The 17,753-nt window shown below is 47.6% G+C and carries 18 protein-coding genes; 8 read left to right on the top strand and 10 right to left on the bottom strand.

Translation table 11 applies throughout. The features are described 5' to 3' along the window. Window positions 1-60: 60 nt before the first annotated feature. The 3 genes from QZT18_RS02975 to QZT18_RS02965 all read right to left on the bottom strand — a co-directional run bounded on the left by QZT18_RS02975 (window position 61) and on the right by QZT18_RS02965 (window position 1,953). Entirely contained in the window at window positions 61-486 is a 426-nt protein-coding gene (locus QZT18_RS02975; RefSeq protein ID WP_294144052.1) for an aspartate carbamoyltransferase regulatory subunit, read from the bottom strand. Continuing rightward, window positions 480-1,403 carry an aspartate carbamoyltransferase gene (gene pyrB, locus QZT18_RS02970; protein ID WP_294144050.1) on the bottom strand — a complete coding sequence of 308 codons (924 nt, stop codon included), beginning with the start codon at window positions 1,401-1,403 and terminating at the stop codon, window positions 480-482. Before pyrB ends, QZT18_RS02975 begins: the two co-directional genes overlap by 7 nt. Window positions 1,404-1,725: 322 nt before the next feature. Beyond that, entirely contained in the window at window positions 1,726-1,953 is a 228-nt protein-coding gene (locus QZT18_RS02965) for a hypothetical protein (RefSeq protein ID WP_294144046.1), read from the bottom strand. A gap of 187 nt (window positions 1,954-2,140) precedes the next feature. Between QZT18_RS02965 and QZT18_RS02960 the strand changes: the two genes are divergently transcribed. Continuing rightward, entirely contained in the window at window positions 2,141-2,344 is a 204-nt protein-coding gene (locus QZT18_RS02960) for a helix-turn-helix domain-containing protein (RefSeq protein WP_125140715.1), read from the top strand. Between the two features lie 172 nt (window positions 2,345-2,516). Here QZT18_RS02960 and QZT18_RS02955 read toward each other — a convergent pair whose 3' ends face one another. Both QZT18_RS02955 and QZT18_RS02950 read right to left on the bottom strand, forming a co-directional pair. Next, the gene (locus QZT18_RS02955; RefSeq protein WP_294144041.1) at window positions 2,517-2,741 is read right to left on the bottom strand and encodes a hypothetical protein; all 225 of its coding nucleotides are present in this window, start codon (window positions 2,739-2,741) and stop codon (window positions 2,517-2,519) included. Window positions 2,742-2,860: 119 nt separating this feature from the next. Further along, a complete protein-coding gene (locus tag QZT18_RS02950; protein ID WP_294144039.1) occupies window positions 2,861-3,052 on the bottom strand; it encodes a hypothetical protein in 192 nt (63 codons plus the stop codon). 182 nt (window positions 3,053-3,234) lie between these two features. Here QZT18_RS02950 and QZT18_RS02945 point away from each other — a divergent pair, with 182 nt between their 5' ends. From QZT18_RS02945 to QZT18_RS02915, 7 genes are all read left to right on the top strand, one after another. Beyond that, window positions 3,235-3,396 (top strand): Arc family DNA-binding protein, encoded by a 162-nt coding sequence (locus QZT18_RS02945; protein WP_294144035.1) that lies wholly within the window; start codon window positions 3,235-3,237, stop codon window positions 3,394-3,396. Window positions 3,397-3,675: 279 nt separating this feature from the next. Next, window positions 3,676-4,362 carry a hypothetical protein gene (locus QZT18_RS02940; RefSeq protein WP_294144033.1) on the top strand — a complete coding sequence of 229 codons (687 nt, stop codon included), beginning with the start codon at window positions 3,676-3,678 and terminating at the stop codon, window positions 4,360-4,362. Between the two features lie 986 nt (window positions 4,363-5,348). Continuing rightward, window positions 5,349-6,116: an ABC transporter ATP-binding protein gene (locus QZT18_RS02935; RefSeq protein WP_294144031.1), complete on the top strand. Its 768-nt coding sequence runs from the start codon at window positions 5,349-5,351 to the stop codon at window positions 6,114-6,116. Then, on the top strand, window positions 6,113-7,960 hold the full coding sequence (locus QZT18_RS02930) for a CARDB domain-containing protein (RefSeq protein WP_294144029.1): 1,848 nt from the start codon (window positions 6,113-6,115) through the stop codon (window positions 7,958-7,960). The genes QZT18_RS02935 and QZT18_RS02930 overlap by 4 nt, the downstream gene beginning before the upstream one ends. Continuing rightward, window positions 7,947-9,308: an ABC transporter permease gene (locus QZT18_RS02925; RefSeq protein ID WP_294144027.1), complete on the top strand. Its 1,362-nt coding sequence runs from the start codon at window positions 7,947-7,949 to the stop codon at window positions 9,306-9,308. Before QZT18_RS02930 ends, QZT18_RS02925 begins: the two co-directional genes overlap by 14 nt. A gap of 321 nt (window positions 9,309-9,629) precedes the next feature. Next, a complete protein-coding gene (locus tag QZT18_RS02920) occupies window positions 9,630-10,622 on the top strand; it encodes a GntR family transcriptional regulator (protein ID WP_294144025.1) in 993 nt (330 codons plus the stop codon). Further along, complete coding sequence (locus QZT18_RS02915; RefSeq protein ID WP_294144022.1) at window positions 10,619-11,623, top strand: GntR family transcriptional regulator; 1,005 nt, start codon at window positions 10,619-10,621, stop codon at window positions 11,621-11,623. The genes QZT18_RS02920 and QZT18_RS02915 overlap by 4 nt, the downstream gene beginning before the upstream one ends. A 2-nt stretch (window positions 11,624-11,625) precedes the next feature. Here the strand turns inward: QZT18_RS02915 and QZT18_RS02910 are convergent, their stop codons facing one another. The 5 genes from QZT18_RS02910 to QZT18_RS02890 all read right to left on the bottom strand — a co-directional run bounded on the left by QZT18_RS02910 (window position 11,626) and on the right by QZT18_RS02890 (window position 17,662). Next, on the bottom strand, window positions 11,626-12,510 hold the full coding sequence (locus tag QZT18_RS02910; protein WP_294144020.1) for a DMT family transporter: 885 nt from the start codon (window positions 12,508-12,510) through the stop codon (window positions 11,626-11,628). Window positions 12,511-12,619: 109 nt separating this feature from the next. Next, window positions 12,620-13,966, bottom strand: coding sequence for an APC family permease (locus tag QZT18_RS02905; protein ID WP_294144018.1), 1,347 nt, complete (start codon window positions 13,964-13,966; stop codon window positions 12,620-12,622). Window positions 13,967-14,020: 54 nt separating this feature from the next. After that, complete coding sequence (locus QZT18_RS02900; protein WP_294144016.1) at window positions 14,021-15,982, bottom strand: FAD-dependent oxidoreductase; 1,962 nt, start codon at window positions 15,980-15,982, stop codon at window positions 14,021-14,023. Window positions 15,983-16,429: 447 nt separating this feature from the next. Then, entirely contained in the window at window positions 16,430-17,041 is a 612-nt protein-coding gene (locus QZT18_RS02895; RefSeq protein ID WP_294144014.1) for a DJ-1/PfpI family protein, read from the bottom strand. Between the two features lie 54 nt (window positions 17,042-17,095). Then, entirely contained in the window at window positions 17,096-17,662 is a 567-nt protein-coding gene (locus QZT18_RS02890; protein ID WP_294144012.1) for an L-2-amino-thiazoline-4-carboxylic acid hydrolase, read from the bottom strand. Window positions 17,663-17,753 lie beyond the last annotated feature (91 nt).

Raw genomic sequence — 17,753 nt, 5'->3', positions numbered from 1 at the left:
CAACCTCCCACTACCCCGTCCGCCGTCTTACAGAGGCGTCCTCGCATCTCAACTAAATCCTTATTTTGAATATTTCTCCTCACAGTACTGACACCTGTAGATTTCTTTTTTCTCATCGGCGAGATAGAAGATGTGCGGGAGCTCCTGCTCGATGGAGGTGATGCAGCGTGGGTTTTTGCAGTAGATTACGTTGGTAATCTTCTTCGGCATCTTCACCCTCTTTTTCTCTGCGATATGGCCGTCTTTGATGATGTTGATCGTGATATTGTGGTCGATATAGCCCAGGATATCCAGATTTACCAGGTCGAGTCCGCCGTCGATCTTGATAATGTCTTTTTTGCCCATCTTCCGGCTTTTGGCATTCTTGATAATGGCGGTCTGGCATTCCAGTTTTTCCAGACCCAGTTTAAAATAAATATCCATGCTTTTTCCGGCCTGGATATGATCCAGGACAATGCCTTCTGTTAATCCGCTGATATTTAACATGGTTTCTCCACCTCCAGTAATGTCATAATCAATGCCATCCTCACATACACTCCGTACTGCACCTGCTTAAAATAAGCGGCGCGCGGATCGTCGTCTACTTCTACGGAGATTTCATTTACCCTGGGAAGAGGGTGCAGGACAAACATATCGTCTTTTGCCAGGTCCATCTTCTTCTTGTCGAGGATATAGCAGTCCTTCATGCGGATGTAATCTTCCTCATTGAAGAAGCGCTCCTTCTGGACTCTGGTCATATAGAGGATGTCCAGCTCCGGCATCGCATCGTCCAGGTTCTCCAGCTCCGTGTATTCAACATGGTTGGCGTCCAGCACATCCTCGCGGATGTATTCCGGCACGCGCAGCTCCGGCGGGGAAATCAGCACGAAGCGGATTCCGGTATAGCGCACCAGGGCGTTAATCAGTGAATGGACCGTACGTCCGAACTTCAGGTCACCGCAGAGTCCGACCGTCAGATTGTCAATTCTTCCTTTTAAAGAGCGGATTGTCATGAGATCGGTTAATGTCTGGGTGGGATGCTGATGGCCGCCGTCGCCGGCATTGATAACTGGAATAGAAGATTTGGTAGAAGCTACCATAGGGGCGCCCTCTTTGGGATGACGCATGGCGCATATATCTGCAAAGCAGGAAATAACCCGGATTGTATCAGAAACACTTTCGCCCTTTGCAGCAGAACTGGAATCGGCGGAGGCAAAACCTAATACGCTGCCTCCCAGGTTTAACATTGCCGCTTCAAAGCTTAAACGTGTTCTGGTGCTTGGCTCGTAAAACAGGGTTGCTATCTTTTTGCCGTCACATACGTGGGCGTACCTGCCGGGGTTCTTCTCAATATCAGAAGCCAGGTCAAGCAGCAGCTCGATCTCCTCGACAGAAAAATCTAAGGGATTTAACAAATGTCTCATTTGGCTCTCCTTTTTGTGCTTTTTGAAAAGTATTATATAGCATTTCAGGTCAGATTACCATAGGTTTTGTAAAAAAAATGGAACACAGTGCGGCACTGCGCCCGGAATACATTGATTCCGGGTCCTTTTTTGGAGCATTTCTTTTTGAAAGGTTCTGTAGTATGATTGAAAAAATGGGCAGGGAGGAGAAGAACAGGAAAACAAAGCATTTTATAAGCCGCCGCGGCGTGTTCGGAAAGTCCGGCCGCAGTGGTAACTCGGTTTGCGGGCAGCCACCCGGCAGCGCCTCAGGGCAACCGTTTTTCAGAGGCGCTTTGGCGTCCTATCCTTTCGGCTCAGACTTCCCGGCAGGGGCATGTTTCTTTCTGGTCTGCCGGTCTTCATCCACAAGCCTTTCTAATTCTTCCAGCATTTCTTTAGACATCATTGTGGGCCGTTTCCGCTTTGTCACGGTGTGAATAATGTGAAAAACAAACCCGGTTACAACAACATCAGCGACCGACAGATAATACAGAATGTTGTTTTTAAACTGGTGCCATTTACGTTTCATTTTTCCTCCTCCTGTTTTTCGTAAATACGATATGTAAATGAATGATGCGGCAAAATTGCAGTCCGCAATTAACCGCTGTCAGCTTATGCCCTCCTTTAGAAAATAGTTTAGTAAATATATGTACTAAAATCAATAGTAAATATGTTTACTATGTTATCCTTTTTTCACTAAAGGGGATAATGTAATTATGGAATATGTGAAAATCATCAAAGACCTGAGAGAAGACTGTGACATGACACAGCAGACGGTTGCCGATTATCTGGGCACCAGTCAGACAATGTACGCGCGGTATGAGAGAGGAGCATCGGAGCTGCCGATCAGGCATCTGCTGAAGCTGTGTGATTTGTATGGGGTGAGTGCGGATTATATCTTAGGCAGAGGAAAAAAGTAGGGCAGTCTGAAGAATGGGCTGCCTTTTTAGCAGGCAGATTCCAGTTTGGACCGTTTGATGATGAAAGAGGAGCTGAGATATCTGCATTGCAGAATGAAATGAATAGAGAAGATAAATTTTAAGGAGCGCCGCAAACCCGCGTCTGCCGGTTTGCGGCGCTCCCCGCCCCTGTTTATTTAGCTGTGAGGAGTCCTAAAGCCATCAGGTAGCCGCCCCTGAAGCCGTACTCCTCCCAGTCGGCGATTACATCCACCAGGAGCGTCTCCAGGACTTCCCCATCAGGATGGGTGCGCATCATTTCTATCAGTTTTTTTTCTGCTTTGGTAGGCGTATGGTTACCGGCGATCTCTTCGCGCGGTCCGGTTGCGTACCAGGAGTAGATTTCCTCTATATTCATAATGTTACCCCCTTTTCATTTGTATGTGCTAGGATTTACGAGCTTCCGGCCTGAAATTTCAGCACAGGCAGTTGGGAAAGTATGAAACCTGAAAAAAATAAGGACAACAGGGCAGGCGGTTATTGCATATCTGTTTCCTCTGCAATTTTTCTCAGTTCATCCAGTATTTCATTTTGGCTATATTTCGTTCTTTTTTTTGGTAATTTTCCCGTTTTAATAAAATGAATGATATAGCCGGAGAGTCCGGTTAAAAAAACATCAAGGACAGACCAATAATAAATAAGATTATTTTTTATATGGTTCCTCTTCATACTCTTTTCCTCCCTACTTTAAAGAATATCACTGTGTTCCCTTATTTCCACTGGTAAATATTGGAAATTTTTTTGTGGCTAATTCGGGGAAAATATTGTGTACTTAAAATAAGTCCATTTGCAACATTGTATCACAAAACGTACTTAAAATGTACTTGATATTAAACTTCGGAGGAAAAAATATGGAAAAGAATAAACATCTTGGATTGAGAATAGATGAAAACACACATCGGAAGCTGGCCATACTGGCGGAATACGAGGGACGTTCCATCAACGGAGAAGTCCTGTATCTGATCAGACAGGCGATTGCGGAACATGAGAAGCAGCATGGGAAGATAGAATAGATAAGGCGGCGGGTATTTTCCTGCCGTCTTATCTATGTATCTTATTTGAATGACATTGTACCGATAATGTTGTTTTAAAAGATGTTGGGGCATTCTCTTTCGGGGGGGTTTTTAAGTTTATTTCTGATAATGTATATGTTATAATGTAAAAAATGTTAATTAAGAAGTAAGCATATGTGGGAAGAATGAGAAAAAATATTTAGAAATATTTCGTTATATTGCCGGTGTAATAAGAAGCAGTATAATGATAAAAAAAGCAAACGAAATGAGTTCAATAGCGTGAGAAAATGGATAGAAGAGAATAAAGTATGGTTAATTGCTGTGGGAATTATTATTCTTGTTGGTGTTCCATCATTTGTGTATTTGTTGGTGATGATACCTTTATTTCCTGCGGGGGCCAATAATGATTGGACTGGATTTTGGGGCGGATATGCAGGTGCGATTATTGGTGGAATTATTACACTGTATGTTATGTTTAAATCCTTAAGAGAAAATAAAAAAAGTCAAGATAAAATATTTGAAAGAGAACGTTCGGAACAAATCGTCAAAGAAAAAATAGAATTTTGTAACTACATAGTAAGTTTGTTTGCTGAGTTAGAGGAATGTACAGATAGACTTATAGACGAGACCTTTGACTACATTAAAACAGGCAATATTGAAATTTGTCTTCGAGCAAAGAATTATGCCGGCAAGGTTAAACGAATAAGTGTTATTTTAAATATTCAGTTGTCAATAAAAGAAAATGATTCTAATTATGTTGAAGTTAATGCCTTAAAAAATAGTATTGGATTGTTTACACATATGCTTTATCATATTGTAAAATATTTAAAAACAGAACCGGAAAATTTAAATAAAATAGATTATGTAAGGATTGGTGAATTTAAGAAAAACACGATTGAAAAGATGAAAAATACTGAAAAGAATATTACGTGTTTCTGCATGGAGAACTTGAACACAAAGAATTGAGAGTTGCCTACCGGCGGACTTTTTCTAGTCTGCATATCAAGCTCTGGTTCATATACATGCTGGGCATCCGAGGAGATATCTTTTTAGCGGGTGATCCAGATATAAGCAAGCGAGCGCAGAACCGCCTCTATGATTTTTCTGTTCAGAAATAATTTACTTACGTTTTCGTTTACTGCTGTTTTGGCAATATTGGGGCTAGCTTTTACTAAAGACGTTGATAACATTGCAGCAATCTACTTATTACCGTTTTTTTGATAGTTCCTTTTACAGGAAGGATTGTTTATTATCGAAATGAGGAAGCGCGCATTATTGTCTTATTAGAGAAAAGCGGGAGAAGGCAAACGATTAAAAAATATAATAGAGTGGTAAAGGAATCAAGAGGAAGAACCTATAATTTGATTGCAGTCCTTGTTAATTTTGAGATGTTGTTTTTATCAATAGCCTGTTTAATGGTATGTATTCTTAAATATCCTAAGACTTTAATCGATTTTAACATTTTAGACGTTTTATATTTTGGTGTTGCAATTTTATGTACTATGATAGTTTTTTGTATTATTAAATGGGCATATAATTTTGAGAAAGTAAGGAACTATTACGAGAAGACATGGGTTGAATCAAAATTAGAGGAACGATAATATTATAGGTGATTTGAGTTATGTGATTGGCCGGTATGTGTCAGATGAAAAATCAAATTAAAACGTCCTGAGCTTCTGTATGAAATGCAGAAATCAAGGCGTTTTTTGTTGATGAACAGGGTGATTCGGCCGCCTGCTTTTTTGCTTGAAAAGCTTAATTAAAATTCATTTTTGTTAAATTGGGTCAGTAATATGTTAATAACAAACCCAACGGTTTTAATTGATTTGTACTCCTGTCCCGCGTAAGAAATCTTTAAGGAACTTTAAGAAAAATGAGGTGGGACAATGGGAGTCTATTATGTATAATAAGATAGAGCAGCAAAACCAGGATATGACACGGGAGGAAACAATGTGGAACTTAGCCATGAAGAGCTTGTAAAAGAGAAGGTTCCCGCCATACAGGTGAAGAATTTATACAAGGTCTACCGCGTTGGTGAGACGAAAGTATACGCCCTGAACGGTGTGGATTTTACAATGTATAAAGGAGAATTCTGCGCGATAGTCGGAACGTCCGGTTCCGGTAAATCGACTCTGTTAAATATGCTGGCGGGTCTTGAGAAGCCGACGAAAGGCGAGATAGTCATCGCGGGAAAGCACATCGAGAAGCTGAATGAAAACCAGTTGGTATCCTTCAGACGGGAGCGGGTCGGATTTATCTTCCAGTCCTACAACCTTTTAAATACGATGAATGCGGTGGAGAACATCGCGCTGCCCCTTTCCTTTCAGGGAATCGGCAAAAAGAAGAGAATTGAGCGGGCGAAGAAGTACCTCGATCTGGTAGGCCTTGATAAGGTGGGCAACCATATGCCGAACCAGATGTCGGGCGGCCAGCAGCAGCGGGTCGGAATTGCCAGGGCGCTGGTGGTGCATCCCCAGATCATCTTTGCCGATGAGCCGACGGGAAACCTGGATTCCAGGACAACGATGGAGGTGCTGAAGCTGATGCAGAAAATCGTGCGGGAGCACAACCAGACGCTGGTCATGGTTACCCACGACGACCATCTGGCTACATATGCAGACAGAATATTTCATATTATCGACGGAAAAATCGTGAAGATAGAAGAAAATCACCAGCGTGCCGGTGGTGATACGGAAGACGGGGAGGAAGAGACTGAATGAAAAAGTGGAAGAGAGTGCCGGTGATTGCATTGATTGTCGTACTGCTGGCAATGATGGGAACGCAGGTGGCGACGGCGGAGATGCTGGATATGAACCAGTTTAACGACGATACAATCACAGTGAGTAAAGTGCCGAAGGGAAAAGCGGGTAATAAGATTTCCATCAAGATGACAATCCATAATAAGGGCACAAAGGGAGATAACGATTTAAAGAAGATCAGGCTGGCCAATTCCTATGAATATGAGCGGATCATGGAGCGGCAGTTCGGTGAGGCCGACGACTCGGACGAGGGAGAACTCCGGTGGTATGACAAATCATTCCCCTTCGAGGCTGACTCCACCACGTTTAAAGAGAAAGATATCAATGTAAAGCCGGGCTCCTCCAAGAGTGTCACGTTGAGCTATAAATTAAGACGGGATTTGACGGCAGGCTATTACCAGGCGTTTTTTATCATTGACGACAGTATCGAAGTGGGTGTCAACATCTGGGTTTCCGCCTATGACGGTTCCACGGAAGAGGATGACAATACAAAGCTGGACTATGATTTTGCAATCGGTGAAAACCAGTTCACCCCGTCCGCATCCTATTCCCAGGTGATGAACTTTGGAGTGAACTTAAGGAACAGCGGCCTGAAAAAGGTTTATGATGTCCGCGTAGACATGCAGCTGGATCCCGACATTACGAAGTTCCCGTTCGATATCAATGAGGGGAATTACCTGCGGTATATGGGAGACATGGATCCGGAGCAGACGGTCACCGTGCCGTACAGCATGGCGGTGAGAGAGGAAGTCAAATCGGGTTTCTTCCCAATCCATTATAAGATTTCGTACAGGGAAGAGAGCGGAGGCGATTTCATCGATCCGGTCGATAAAGTATTTTATGTCAGGGTAGTGGGCAAGGATGAGGATGAACTTTCCGCCGACGCAGGGGAAGAGGACAGAACCAAGGCCAGAATCATCGTGGACAGCTTTTCCACGGTTCCGGATGTCGTTTTTGCGGGCCAGCCCTTTGAACTCCATGTCACAATGAAGAATGCCTCATCCAATGTAACATCCAGCAACATCATGTTTACATTTGCTTCGGAGGAAGTGGAGAGCAGTCCTGTTTTCACATCGGATACGGGTTCCACCTCCGTGGTGGTAAACCAATTGGCCCCCGGTGCAACGACAGATTTAAAGATGACTTTTAAATCATCACCGACGGCCGGTCAGAAATCCTATACGATGACAATTAAAGAACAGTATGACAGCCCGGAGTTCAAGAATGCCAAGGAAGAAGTCAAGATATCGATTCCGATCAAACAGGAACCGAGACTCAATACAGGTACGATTGAGGTCATGCCGGACAGTATTAACGTGGGTTCCGAGACGAACGTTATGTTTGGAATTAATAATACCGGCAAGGTGCTGCTTTACAATGTCATGGCGCGTTTTGAGGCCGATTCCATCCAGACGACCGACGCCTATGTGGGCAATATCAAGCCGGGCGAGACGGGCAACGTGGATACCATGGTGACCGGCGTGGCTCCGACTGAGGATGACGGGAAAGTGAAGATCATCATTTCATATGAAGATGAGAACGGACTGGCGACTGAGATCGAGAAGGAGATGATGCTCTATGTCAATGAGGCGTCGGACGACTTCGGAGATATGGAGGCGGGAAACATCGACGGCATGGAGGGAATGGACGGCATGGAAGGGGAACAGACCTTCTTCGGCAAGTATAAGATGGTGATTTTCCCGGCCGCAGCCCTTATTATTATCATTGCAGCCACAACGGTAATTGTAATCAGGAAAAAGAAGAAGGCGGCGCAGGAAGAAGGAATGGACGATGAGATTCTTTGATCTTTTGTCAATGAGTGTCAACAGCCTGCTTCGGAGAAAACTCAGGACGTTTCTTACGGTTCTGGGGGTTGTGATTGGTACGGCTTCCATTGTGGTTATGATTTCTCTGGGAATTGGACTGAACAAGTTCACGATGGAGCAGTACGAATCGTCGGGGAGCCTGACCGCGATACGGATCTACAATTACGATCGCGGCAATTCCAGCGATAAGACCAATCCGGAAGACAGCTTTATGACGGATGATACGATGAAAGTGTTTGAGCGGATCCCGCATGTGGTTTCTGCCTACCCGAAACTCAATATGTATGTGATTATGAAACAGGGAGTCTACGAGGGGAATGTCCAGTTGGTCGGAATTCCCTTATCGGCCATGAAAGATATCAAATTGGGTGAGGGAGAACTTCCCGACGCCGACTCCCAGGATATGGAGATGGTGGTCGGCAATATGGCTTCGCAGAACTTCTATAACTCAAAGACTGGGGACGGATATGACTACAGCACGGGCGAAGGCCCCGATGTGGATTTCATGAATAAACCGCTCTTTACGATCTTTGATACCGATGCCTATTACCAGTCGAAATATCCGTCCGGAGGGGATGGGACATCTCCGGCAAAGCCGCCGAAAAAATATATGCTGAAGACCGCCGGAATGGTGGAAGGCGGACCGGAGGACTGGAATGAATACAGCTACGGCATTTACGTCGATATCGAGAAGCTGAAAACACAGCTCAAGCAGATTTTTAAGAAAAATCCGATCCCGGGACAGCCGACCAACAAAAAAGGCAAACCTTACAACTATTTTGTCTACGAACAGGCCACCGTGAATGTCGATGATATGAAGAATGTTGTGGAGGTCCAGAAGGCCATCAACAACATGGGATACGAGGCAAACAGCCAGATGGAGTGGCTGGAGCAGTCCCAGAAGCAGTCCAACATGGTGCAGGCCGTGCTCGGCGGCATCGGAGCGGTTTCTCTCTTTGTAGCGGCTATCGGTATTGCCAATACGATGATGATGTCCATCTACGAGAGGACGAAGGAGATCGGCGTTATCAAGGTGCTTGGATGCGCAATGGGAAATATCAGAAGTATGTTCCTGATTGAGGCCGGGTTTATCGGTTTTGTCGGGGGCGTGGCCGGAGTGCTCTTAAGCTATGGTGTCTCTTTCCTGATTAATAAATTTCTGGCAGGAGCCCTGTTAAACGGAATGACCAGCAAGCTGTCGATGATTCCGCCGTGGCTGGGCTTTGCATCAATTGGATTTGCCGTATTGATCGGTATGATTGCCGGATTCTTCCCGGCTCTCAGGGCGATGAAGCTGAGTCCGTTAGCGGCAATCAGGAATGACTAAAAGAATATTAAAAAGGGACGCTTTTCGGGCGTCCCTTTTACTGAGTGGAAATGAAAAGTTCGAGAAGCGTAACTTTCGTTGTTACTATCGGGAATCTGCGAAACAAATGCGGAATACGGCCATCCAATTCTTTGGACTACATCATTTTATCAAATACACAGATGAATCCTGCATCAATAAGTCACATTTCTTTAATGACTTTACCTTATTAAAATGGTATCTTTTAGTTATGGAAGAATTCCACTTAAAAAGAAGTCTTGCGGGAACCGGTAAATTATCATAGAATTGTTATATCAGGCGTTATTTGGAGAACGGAAGCTTATGGAACATAGAGAGACAGGGGATGAAAAAATCCCGTTATACAGACAGATATCCGATGAGATCAGGAAACAGATTGAGGCGGGGGAGTTAGAAAGCGGTATGCGCCTTTTGTCCGAAGCCGCCATGTCCGGACAAAAAGGAGTGTCGGTCGGCACGGTAAAGAAAGCTTATGCGGAGCTGGAAAAACTGGGTTATATCTATAAGGTGCGCGGTGGCGGAGCCTATGTTTCGGGGAAGGCAAAAGAGGCGCTGCCGGAGAGCGGAACGCCGGAGGAGATTATCGCGGAAGCGGTCAGGGAGCTGTCCCAGTGCGGACTTAAGATGAACCGGATTTTTTCCATTATCCGGGAACAGAGCGGACAGGTGTTTTGCAGCGACCGGAGGATCCGGGCAGCGCTTGTGGACAGTAATCCGGAGGTCATGCATTATGTGATGACGGAGCTGAAGCAGTTTCCCTTTTTGGACGTAACACCGTACCAAATCGGCGGACTTCTCTCGGGGGAAACGGTGCCGGGGGCCGATTTTGACCTGGCCCTTGTATCGCATAAGTATTATGATGAATTCATCAGCTACGCGGATTCCATCCGCCTGAGGACGGAGAGGATATCGCTCAGAGAAAGCCGTGAGACAATCGCCCGTCTGGCGGTTCTGCCCGACAGGCAGGATATCTGCGTCATCTACAGGAGCCGTGAATTTTTGGAAGAGGTACGGTATGTGCTGAAGGAATTCGGCAAAAAGAATAAACTGATCTGCATCAGTGAGGAGCGTTTCACGAGCGAGGATGAACGCTATATTTATGAGAAGTTTCCGCTCATCATTCCGCCCGATTACATGGATTACAGCGGGCCGGGAATTCTACAGCTCATTGTGAGGGCGCAGAAGGTCGGCTGTCTGTCGATTCCCTTTGAGATTAAGATCGATAAAGGTTCCCTTATCCATCTGAAGCAGACGCTGGAACGAATACAGACCAGGGAGGCAAAGTTTATCATATGACATTTGAAATTGATAAGAGCTCCGGAATCCCGGTTTACGGCCAGATTGCCGACTGGGTGGAAAGACAGCTCGAAACCGGTTTTTTAAAGGAGGGGGAGCATCTCCCCTCGGAGCGGAAAATGTGTGAGATGACAGGAACGGCCAGAAATACGGTAAAGCGGGCTTACGAGGAGCTATCGCGCCGCGGGATTGCCGGGAACGGTAAAAACGGCAGAATCTACGTGAAGAGCCGCGATACAAAGCTCCGGGAGAAAGACGCGGAAAAAAAGGCGCGGGAGTACATCGTGAGACTTAAGGAATGCGGACTTTCCTGGCACAAAACGGAATATCTGTTTCTGGAACAGATTTGGGAGCACCTTCCGGCGTCGGAAAAGCTCCGACTGGTATGGATCGACTGCAGCGACGAGATATTAAAGGATACGGCCGAGAAGATTGAGAAAAGCTGCAATGTTCTCGTCACTCCCCTGCTCATGGATGACCTGGAACAAAACCCCGATCTTTTGTCGGAAGGGGGATATGATATTGTGGCAACCACAATTAACCACTATGACGAAGTGATGCAGTTATGGGAGCGCGAAAAGGGGGAGCCGCCCCGGTTTGAGATAGATACGGTGGTCCTGACGATCAGCCGGGAGACAATCAGCCGGATCGCCAGGCTGGAGCCGGATATGCAGGTTATTGCAGTCTACAAAAGCGAACTGTACCGATTCAGCCTTCAGTGTTACCTGGAGGAATTTGCAGTACAGGGGAAAATCGTCTATGTGCCTCTTGAGGAGGCGGGAATTTATTTAGAACAGAATACCGGACGTAGGGCGGTGATCCTGCCTCAGGATTTATCGTATCAGGAGGGGGAAGTAAGGCGCATTTTTGAATACTGCATGGATCACAATATTTTTTGCCTGACGTTTCAGCAGATTATCGACAACGGGTCTCTGGCGCATCTGAAGAAGCGGATTCAGCAGAAGTGGAGCGGAGAAGGGGAAAAGGACCGGGAAGACTAAATTTACGCCGTCTCCGGTTCTTTTCCCTTTTTGGGAGAAATCAGCAGCAGGATCCCGGCCAGTACGGAGAGCGAACCGAACAGTTCCGGCAGGTGCATCGGTTCGTGAAAGAGGAGGACGCCGAACAGCACACTGGTGGCGGGTTCGAGAGCCGAGGCCATGGCGGCCGCAGCGCCGCCTGCAAGCCGCACGCCTTCCTGAAACAGAAGTCCCGCAATCATGGCGCAGAGGGAGTTGATCACCGTAAAAACGTAACCCGCGGCAGTCATTGTGAGCGAGAAGCCGCCCGACAGGAGGCCGTAAACTCCGACGATAATGCCCATTATAATAGAAAAGAAAAACAGGAGCCGGCAGGTGTCCATCTCCTGAAGTGAGGAGTGGCTTAAAAACATGATATAAAAGGTGTAGGTCATGCCGGAGAGCAGGGCGAGAGCCACACCAAGGGGAGCGGCCGAGGCGGTGTTCCAGGAGAAACATACCACGCCTGCGGTCACAAGCAGAAGCGCGGCCCTGGCGCCTCCGTTTAAGCGTTCGCGAAAGATTATGGCGCCGCACAGCGATGTCAGGGCGGGATAGGTAAAATGCAGCGTTGTGGCAAGCCCGCTTCCGATACGGGCGTAGGAGCCGCTGAGCAGGAGAGCGGTGGCGGTCATTCCCATGGCGCCCGCAAGCAGCAGGTCCCGGCATTCATTAAATTTCACACGGAATGTCATGCGCCGGTACCGGATGAAAGCAAACAGAAACGGGATGGCGGCGAAGGCCCGGAAAAAGGTTACGGAGAGCGGTGTGCCCCCTTCTTCATAAGAATACTTGCAAAATACCGGGCACAGGCCGAACAGGACGGCGGAGCTGAGCGCACAGACGAGGCCCTTAAAACGATTATTCATAATAGTAAACTCCTTTTAAAGACAGCCGCCCTGTTACGGGCGGCTGTTACGATCTCATTTTGTATGTATTGCACTGACGCATAGACAGCGCCGCCGGAAGTGCGGGCTTCTATGCCTCCTCGTAGCTGACCTCCATGTGTACCTTTCCCGACTTCTCACGGAAATACGCATATCCGACGCCGAAGATCAGAACCGCAACGTTACCGACGATTTCCCAGGGAGTCAGGTCGCTGAAGAGCAGGAATGTCTGTGCCACCAGGGAGATAAATCCGATGGTTGAAAAGGTTTTGAGTACTTTCCGGCTCACATGGAATCTCGATTTTTCCCAGAGCTCCGGGATCCTGTCAGGAAGATTTCCCGCGCTCCAGGCAAGGATTGCAAAGAATACGTTACTGAGGATAACCGCCAGGTTTCCGAGCGTGGAGATCGGCACCTTAAACAGAATCACGACAATGCATTCAATGTAGAACATGGTGAGGATCACGACGGGTGTCTTGTATTTTTTGCTGATCGTAGCCATTTTTGCCGGGAACCAGCCGTCGACAGAGGCCTGGAGTATTGGCTTTGTCACCCAGCTCAGGGCCGAGTTGAGCGTGGTGGAGAGGGCAAACATGGCGCCGCCCACGATAAAGAATACATGGAGCGGGTAGGGAAGAACCTCCGCCGATACGAGTGTGAGGGGCTGGCCCGCCACTACCGATACGGGCAGGACGCCGGAAGCCACTACCACGAGTCCTGCATAGAATAAGGCGATAATTGATGTTGCGGCAATGATGACAAACGGGATATCCCTGGTCGGATTTTTACACTCCGCGCCCAGATGGATGACTACATTGGCGCCGCCAACCGCCCAGGTAAACAGGGCGCCGGTCGAAAGAACGGACCTGATGCCTCCGGTCATGAACTCCGGCTGTGCGAAGTAATCGGGCGTCACCCGCGGAAGTCCGTAGGCGATAAATACCGTCAGCGCTACCACCAGGATTGCCATCATCGCGTTCTGAAGCTTTGCAGCCCCCTCAATTCCCATCATGTTCGTTACATAAAATATCGTCATTACGACAACGGCGATGAGGGTTTTGTAAGGCGCCACGGCCGGAAGCAGACCGAGCATATAATCGGAAAAGCTGATAGCGTAAATCGCCAGAGCGGTCCAGGACAAAATATGTACGATTACGAAGAATCCCGCGCTCACATTGTTGGCAAGAAGAGCAAGCTGGGTGTAAAAGCCGCCTCGCAGCCGCACCGTTCCGGCAACGAACAGCAGCGGTAAATCGGTGAGAATGGTAAATACAGCCGCGATCAGCATGGAGATACTGGCGGATCTGCCGGTCATTGCAATTCCGATGCCGACCATGGCGAAGATCCCCGAGCCGATGGTCTGGCCAACTCCAATTGATAAAAGTTCCTTTCTTCCGAGCACTCTCTTGAGCTCTTTGGTCGATGTCATTTCAGACATATTATTTCCCCCTTAATATGTGTTGGTTCGATACCTTCTCTTTGTTATGCGCCGTTATGCGTTCCTGCCTGCAAAATATCCGCCGCAGATGGCCTGGCGGACCTGGCCGGCTTTCACGCAGTCTCCGACAGGAATAAATTCAGCATCCATGGTCCGCAGTTTTTCCACTTCCCCGATTTTTGCCTTCATTCCCGTTGCCAGGATAACGGAATCGGCTTTATAAACCGTTTCATTCCCATTCCCGTCCGTAACATGGACGCCGTCATCGTCAACCAGGGTGCATCTTACGCCTGTCACAACATGCAGGCGGTCCTTCCGTTTGCCGTATTCCAGCATCATGGCTTTTTTGTGGAGAATATCGGAATCCTTCGCCACATCATCCATCATCTCCAGGACGGTTGCATCTTTTCCCTCCATTGCAAGAGAGAGCGCTTCCTCACAGCCCAGCAGCCCGCCGCCGATCACAACGATTTTATCGCCGAAGCGGAGGTCCGGGCGGTCCAGGTCCGTCACTTTGAATACTTCTTTTCTGTCGAGTCCCGGAATATTCGGGATCACCGGTTCCGCGCCCACCGCGCAGATTACGGTGTCCGGCGAGATTTTTTCTATCAGCTCCGGTGTGGCCTCTGTGTTCAGCATGACAAGGATGGATTTCTGTTCCACCATGCGGATCATGTATTCCGTAAACCGTTTCAAATCCTGTTTGAACGGGATTTCTCTCGCAGCGACATGCAGCATTCCTCCGAGGCGGCTGTTCTTCTCCACGAGAATTACCTCATGCCCCTGGGACTCCGCTTTTAACGCAGCTTCCATGCCGCCCGGGCCTCCGCCGATGACAAGCACCTTTTTCGGCAGCGGTTTCGGCTCATACATGGATGATTGCAGTTCCCGGCCTATTTCCGGATTAACCGTACATTCGGAAATGCCGGAGCACATATCCACATAAGGCACGAAGTCGAGAGAGAGGCAGTGGTTGCAGCGGACACAGGGCCTTACCTCGTTAAAACGCCCTGCCCTTACCTTGTTCGGGAAATCAGGATCCGCCTGGATCTGACGTCCCACTACCACGATGTCGGCTTTGCCGGATGCGATAATGTCCTCCATGTAAGCCGGGTCGGCCAGTGCGCCGACCGTGGCGACCGGGGTCTTCACCGCTTTCTTGACTGCCTCAGCCAGATAGACATTGCATCCATGGTCCAGAAATGCGGATGGGAACATCCGGCAGCCGGAGTTTACATCCCGGAAGGAGGTGGCGGAGACATGAATTAAATCTACCCTGCCGTCCAGCATTCTGGCGAATTCCACGGCCTCGTCAAGCCCGTAACCACCCGGTATGAATTCGTCGCCGGACATGCGGAATTCAATTGGGAAATCAGGTCCTACGGCCTTGCGGATACGGTCGATGACCATGAGAGGGAATCTTGCCCTGTTCTCAATCGAACCGCCGTACCGGTCGGTTCGCGTATTGTAAAGCGGTGACAGGAACTGGCTGAGCAGCCATCCGTGGCCGCCGTGGACCATTACCATATCGAAACCGCCGTATTTTGCCACGAAGGCGCCGTGGGCAAAGGCATCGGCTATCTCATTCATAAAATCTTCATCCATCGGAGTTACATCGACGCCGTAAACGCCCGGCTGGGCACTGGGACCGTAGATAACCCCGTTCGTAAACTGAGGATGTGCACGGGCGCCGGCGTGAAGAATTTCAATATTTGCCAGTGCGTTATGCTGATGGATCCGATCCGTAAGCTGCAGATGGGAACACATAAAGTCTTCGTTGTCCAGATTGCATAAATTTCCATGGGCGCTTCCTGTATGGGCGTGTACCAGAGTTTCTCCCCTCGTCACGACGGCGGCTCCTCCCTTTGCCCTTCTTTCATAGGCCGCCAGGTTCTCCTGAGACAGATAACCCGTTTTATTGGGATCTGTTCCCATGGGGGCGGCTTCAATACGGTTTTTCAGTGTGATGTTGCCGATTCGAAGCGGGCTGAACAAATGTGGATATTGTGATGTCATAATACTTCTCCTTTTTTTGGTATACATTAATTTTGGAATTTACCTTTTTCCCGGGAAGGCGTTGATTTGTTTGGTATATCCTTATGATAGCATTTTGCATAATAATTTTCAATATCCATCATTATTTTCGTGGTTTTACTCTATTTTCCTTTGGATTTTTAGAAGAATTGTATAAAAAGAAAAAATATATTTTTGATTAGTATATACCATAATTTTAAATTAATATAGTCCATAATTCGCGGATGAGGAAATTGTCGCGGGCTGCCGGAAATATTATTTTAGTGCAGCCTATGGGATACGGACCGGATGGGGGGAAGGTGGACAGGAGAGGAATGGGGCAGACGAAAGAGGGTACGGCAGCAGCCGGACGGGAAGAGAGAGGAGAGCATAAAAAGAGAAGCCATTGTAAAAACAGCCGGATAATCTGCTTTTGCAATGGCTTCTCAGTTAATCAAAACTTACATCTTTTGGCAGCGGAGCATTGTACAGTCCTTGTTTATGAAACTGGAACCATTCCATAATTTTATCTTCGGGAGCGGCTTTCAGGGTGAGGAGAACTTCTTTTGCAAATTCCAGAGGCGCCGTGCCGTTTGCGGTAATGATATTCCGATCGCTCACTGCCGGTTGAAGTACGTAGTTTTTCTCTCCCGTATATGCTTCTTTCGACCATGCTTTCAAATCATTCAGATCATTGCTGGTATGCTTTCCGTCATTTAATACACCGCAGGCGCCTAAGAAAACGGAGGCATCGCAGATACCGGCTAATACCCTGCCTTTTTCACGGCACTGTTTGACGAGCGGCTTAACCCGCAGCGCCGATTCTTCTCTCCATGATAAGCCGCCGACTAAAACGAGGGCCTCATAATCGTCGGGGACGGAGTTTACCGTATAGTCGGGCAGGGCGCGGAATCCTCCGATAGACCGGACGGCCCCGTCGGCCAGGGATACCGTTTTGACTTCATATTCTGCCTGGCCGAGCATATAGAGGGCGGAAGACAGATAAGCCGCCTCCCAGTCCGCATATTGTTCCAGAATCACAAATAAAATTGTTTTCTTCATTGTTTTTCTCCTTTTCAGATACCATATAGTCTCTATTATAACACGTCCCACGGTTTATTTATGCTTTTTCTCAAAATGGAAGTCACAGAGCTCCCCACCCGTACCGAGAGACTGTGTTCTCTTAAATTGGACCTTTGCCAGCCCTCTGAAATTCTCCCAGTCACTGTCGCAAAAGATTTTGCAGAGTTCGGGACAGCCGCATTCCACACAGGTGTCGTACCAGAGGCACTTATGGATCGTAAATCCGAAGCCGTTCCTGGAAGGAGGGTCTGGCTCCGTCCGCCAGTTTTCGCTGTGCGACATGGAAAAAAGGAATACGCGCTTAAAGAGATGATAGAATCCGGGGATGCGTTCCATTTTTAAATACTGCCTGTTTTTTTGAGGACACAGCACCGTCCTGGTATAAGTCCAGGTAACGTCATAGGCTTCGCGGGCGGTCATAAATTCCTGTAAAGCCTGGTAAAGCGCTATCCTGGGAAGGATTGCCGTTTTCATGGTATCCTGCTGGGAAGCGCTTTTTCCCCCGCAGAAGCGTTCTAAGTCCTGCCGCCTTTTACCGGCGTCCGCAATGATTTTCTCACCCAGTTCCGTGCCGCAGCGCGATAAAATGAATTCTTCCATATGGTCCCTCCATGCCGTTTAATTGATTCTTTATAAGATAGAGTATAGCGCAGATTTTATGGAAAGTCAATGAATGATATTCATTCAAGAT

The organism is uncultured Clostridium sp. (assembly GCF_900547735.1).
Lineage (GTDB): Bacteria > Bacillota > Clostridia > Lachnospirales > Lachnospiraceae > Otoolea.
This window is presented reverse-complemented; position numbering and strand designations above follow the sequence as displayed.

Excerpts from the sequence above, each read along its gene's own strand:
- QZT18_RS02905 (WP_294144018.1), bottom strand. The coding sequence starts at position 13,966 with ATGTCTGAAATGACATCGACCAAAGAGCTCAAGAGAGTGCTCGGAAGA.
- pyrB (WP_294144050.1), bottom strand. The coding sequence starts at position 1,403 with ATGAGACATTTGTTAAATCCCTTAGATTTTTCTGTCGAGGAGATCGAG.
- QZT18_RS02965 (WP_294144046.1), bottom strand. The coding sequence starts at position 1,953 with ATGAAACGTAAATGGCACCAGTTTAAAAACAACATTCTGTATTATCTG.
- QZT18_RS02915 (WP_294144022.1), top strand. The coding sequence starts at position 10,619 with ATGACATTTGAAATTGATAAGAGCTCCGGAATCCCGGTTTACGGCCAG.
- QZT18_RS02955 (WP_294144041.1), bottom strand. The coding sequence starts at position 2,741 with ATGAATATAGAGGAAATCTACTCCTGGTACGCAACCGGACCGCGCGAA.
- QZT18_RS02960 (WP_125140715.1), top strand. The coding sequence starts at position 2,141 with ATGGAATATGTGAAAATCATCAAAGACCTGAGAGAAGACTGTGACATG.
- QZT18_RS02920 (WP_294144025.1), top strand. The coding sequence starts at position 9,630 with ATGGAACATAGAGAGACAGGGGATGAAAAAATCCCGTTATACAGACAG.
- QZT18_RS02975 (WP_294144052.1), bottom strand. The coding sequence starts at position 486 with ATGTTAAATATCAGCGGATTAACAGAAGGCATTGTCCTGGATCATATC.
- QZT18_RS02950 (WP_294144039.1), bottom strand. The coding sequence starts at position 3,052 with ATGAAGAGGAACCATATAAAAAATAATCTTATTTATTATTGGTCTGTC.
- QZT18_RS02925 (WP_294144027.1), top strand. The coding sequence starts at position 7,947 with ATGAGATTCTTTGATCTTTTGTCAATGAGTGTCAACAGCCTGCTTCGG.
- QZT18_RS02890 (WP_294144012.1), bottom strand. The coding sequence starts at position 17,662 with ATGGAAGAATTCATTTTATCGCGCTGCGGCACGGAACTGGGTGAGAAA.
- QZT18_RS02945 (WP_294144035.1), top strand. The coding sequence starts at position 3,235 with ATGGAAAAGAATAAACATCTTGGATTGAGAATAGATGAAAACACACAT.
- QZT18_RS02900 (WP_294144016.1), bottom strand. The coding sequence starts at position 15,982 with ATGACATCACAATATCCACATTTGTTCAGCCCGCTTCGAATCGGCAAC.
- QZT18_RS02930 (WP_294144029.1), top strand. The coding sequence starts at position 6,113 with ATGAAAAAGTGGAAGAGAGTGCCGGTGATTGCATTGATTGTCGTACTG.
- QZT18_RS02910 (WP_294144020.1), bottom strand. The coding sequence starts at position 12,510 with ATGAATAATCGTTTTAAGGGCCTCGTCTGTGCGCTCAGCTCCGCCGTC.
- QZT18_RS02895 (WP_294144014.1), bottom strand. The coding sequence starts at position 17,041 with ATGAAGAAAACAATTTTATTTGTGATTCTGGAACAATATGCGGACTGG.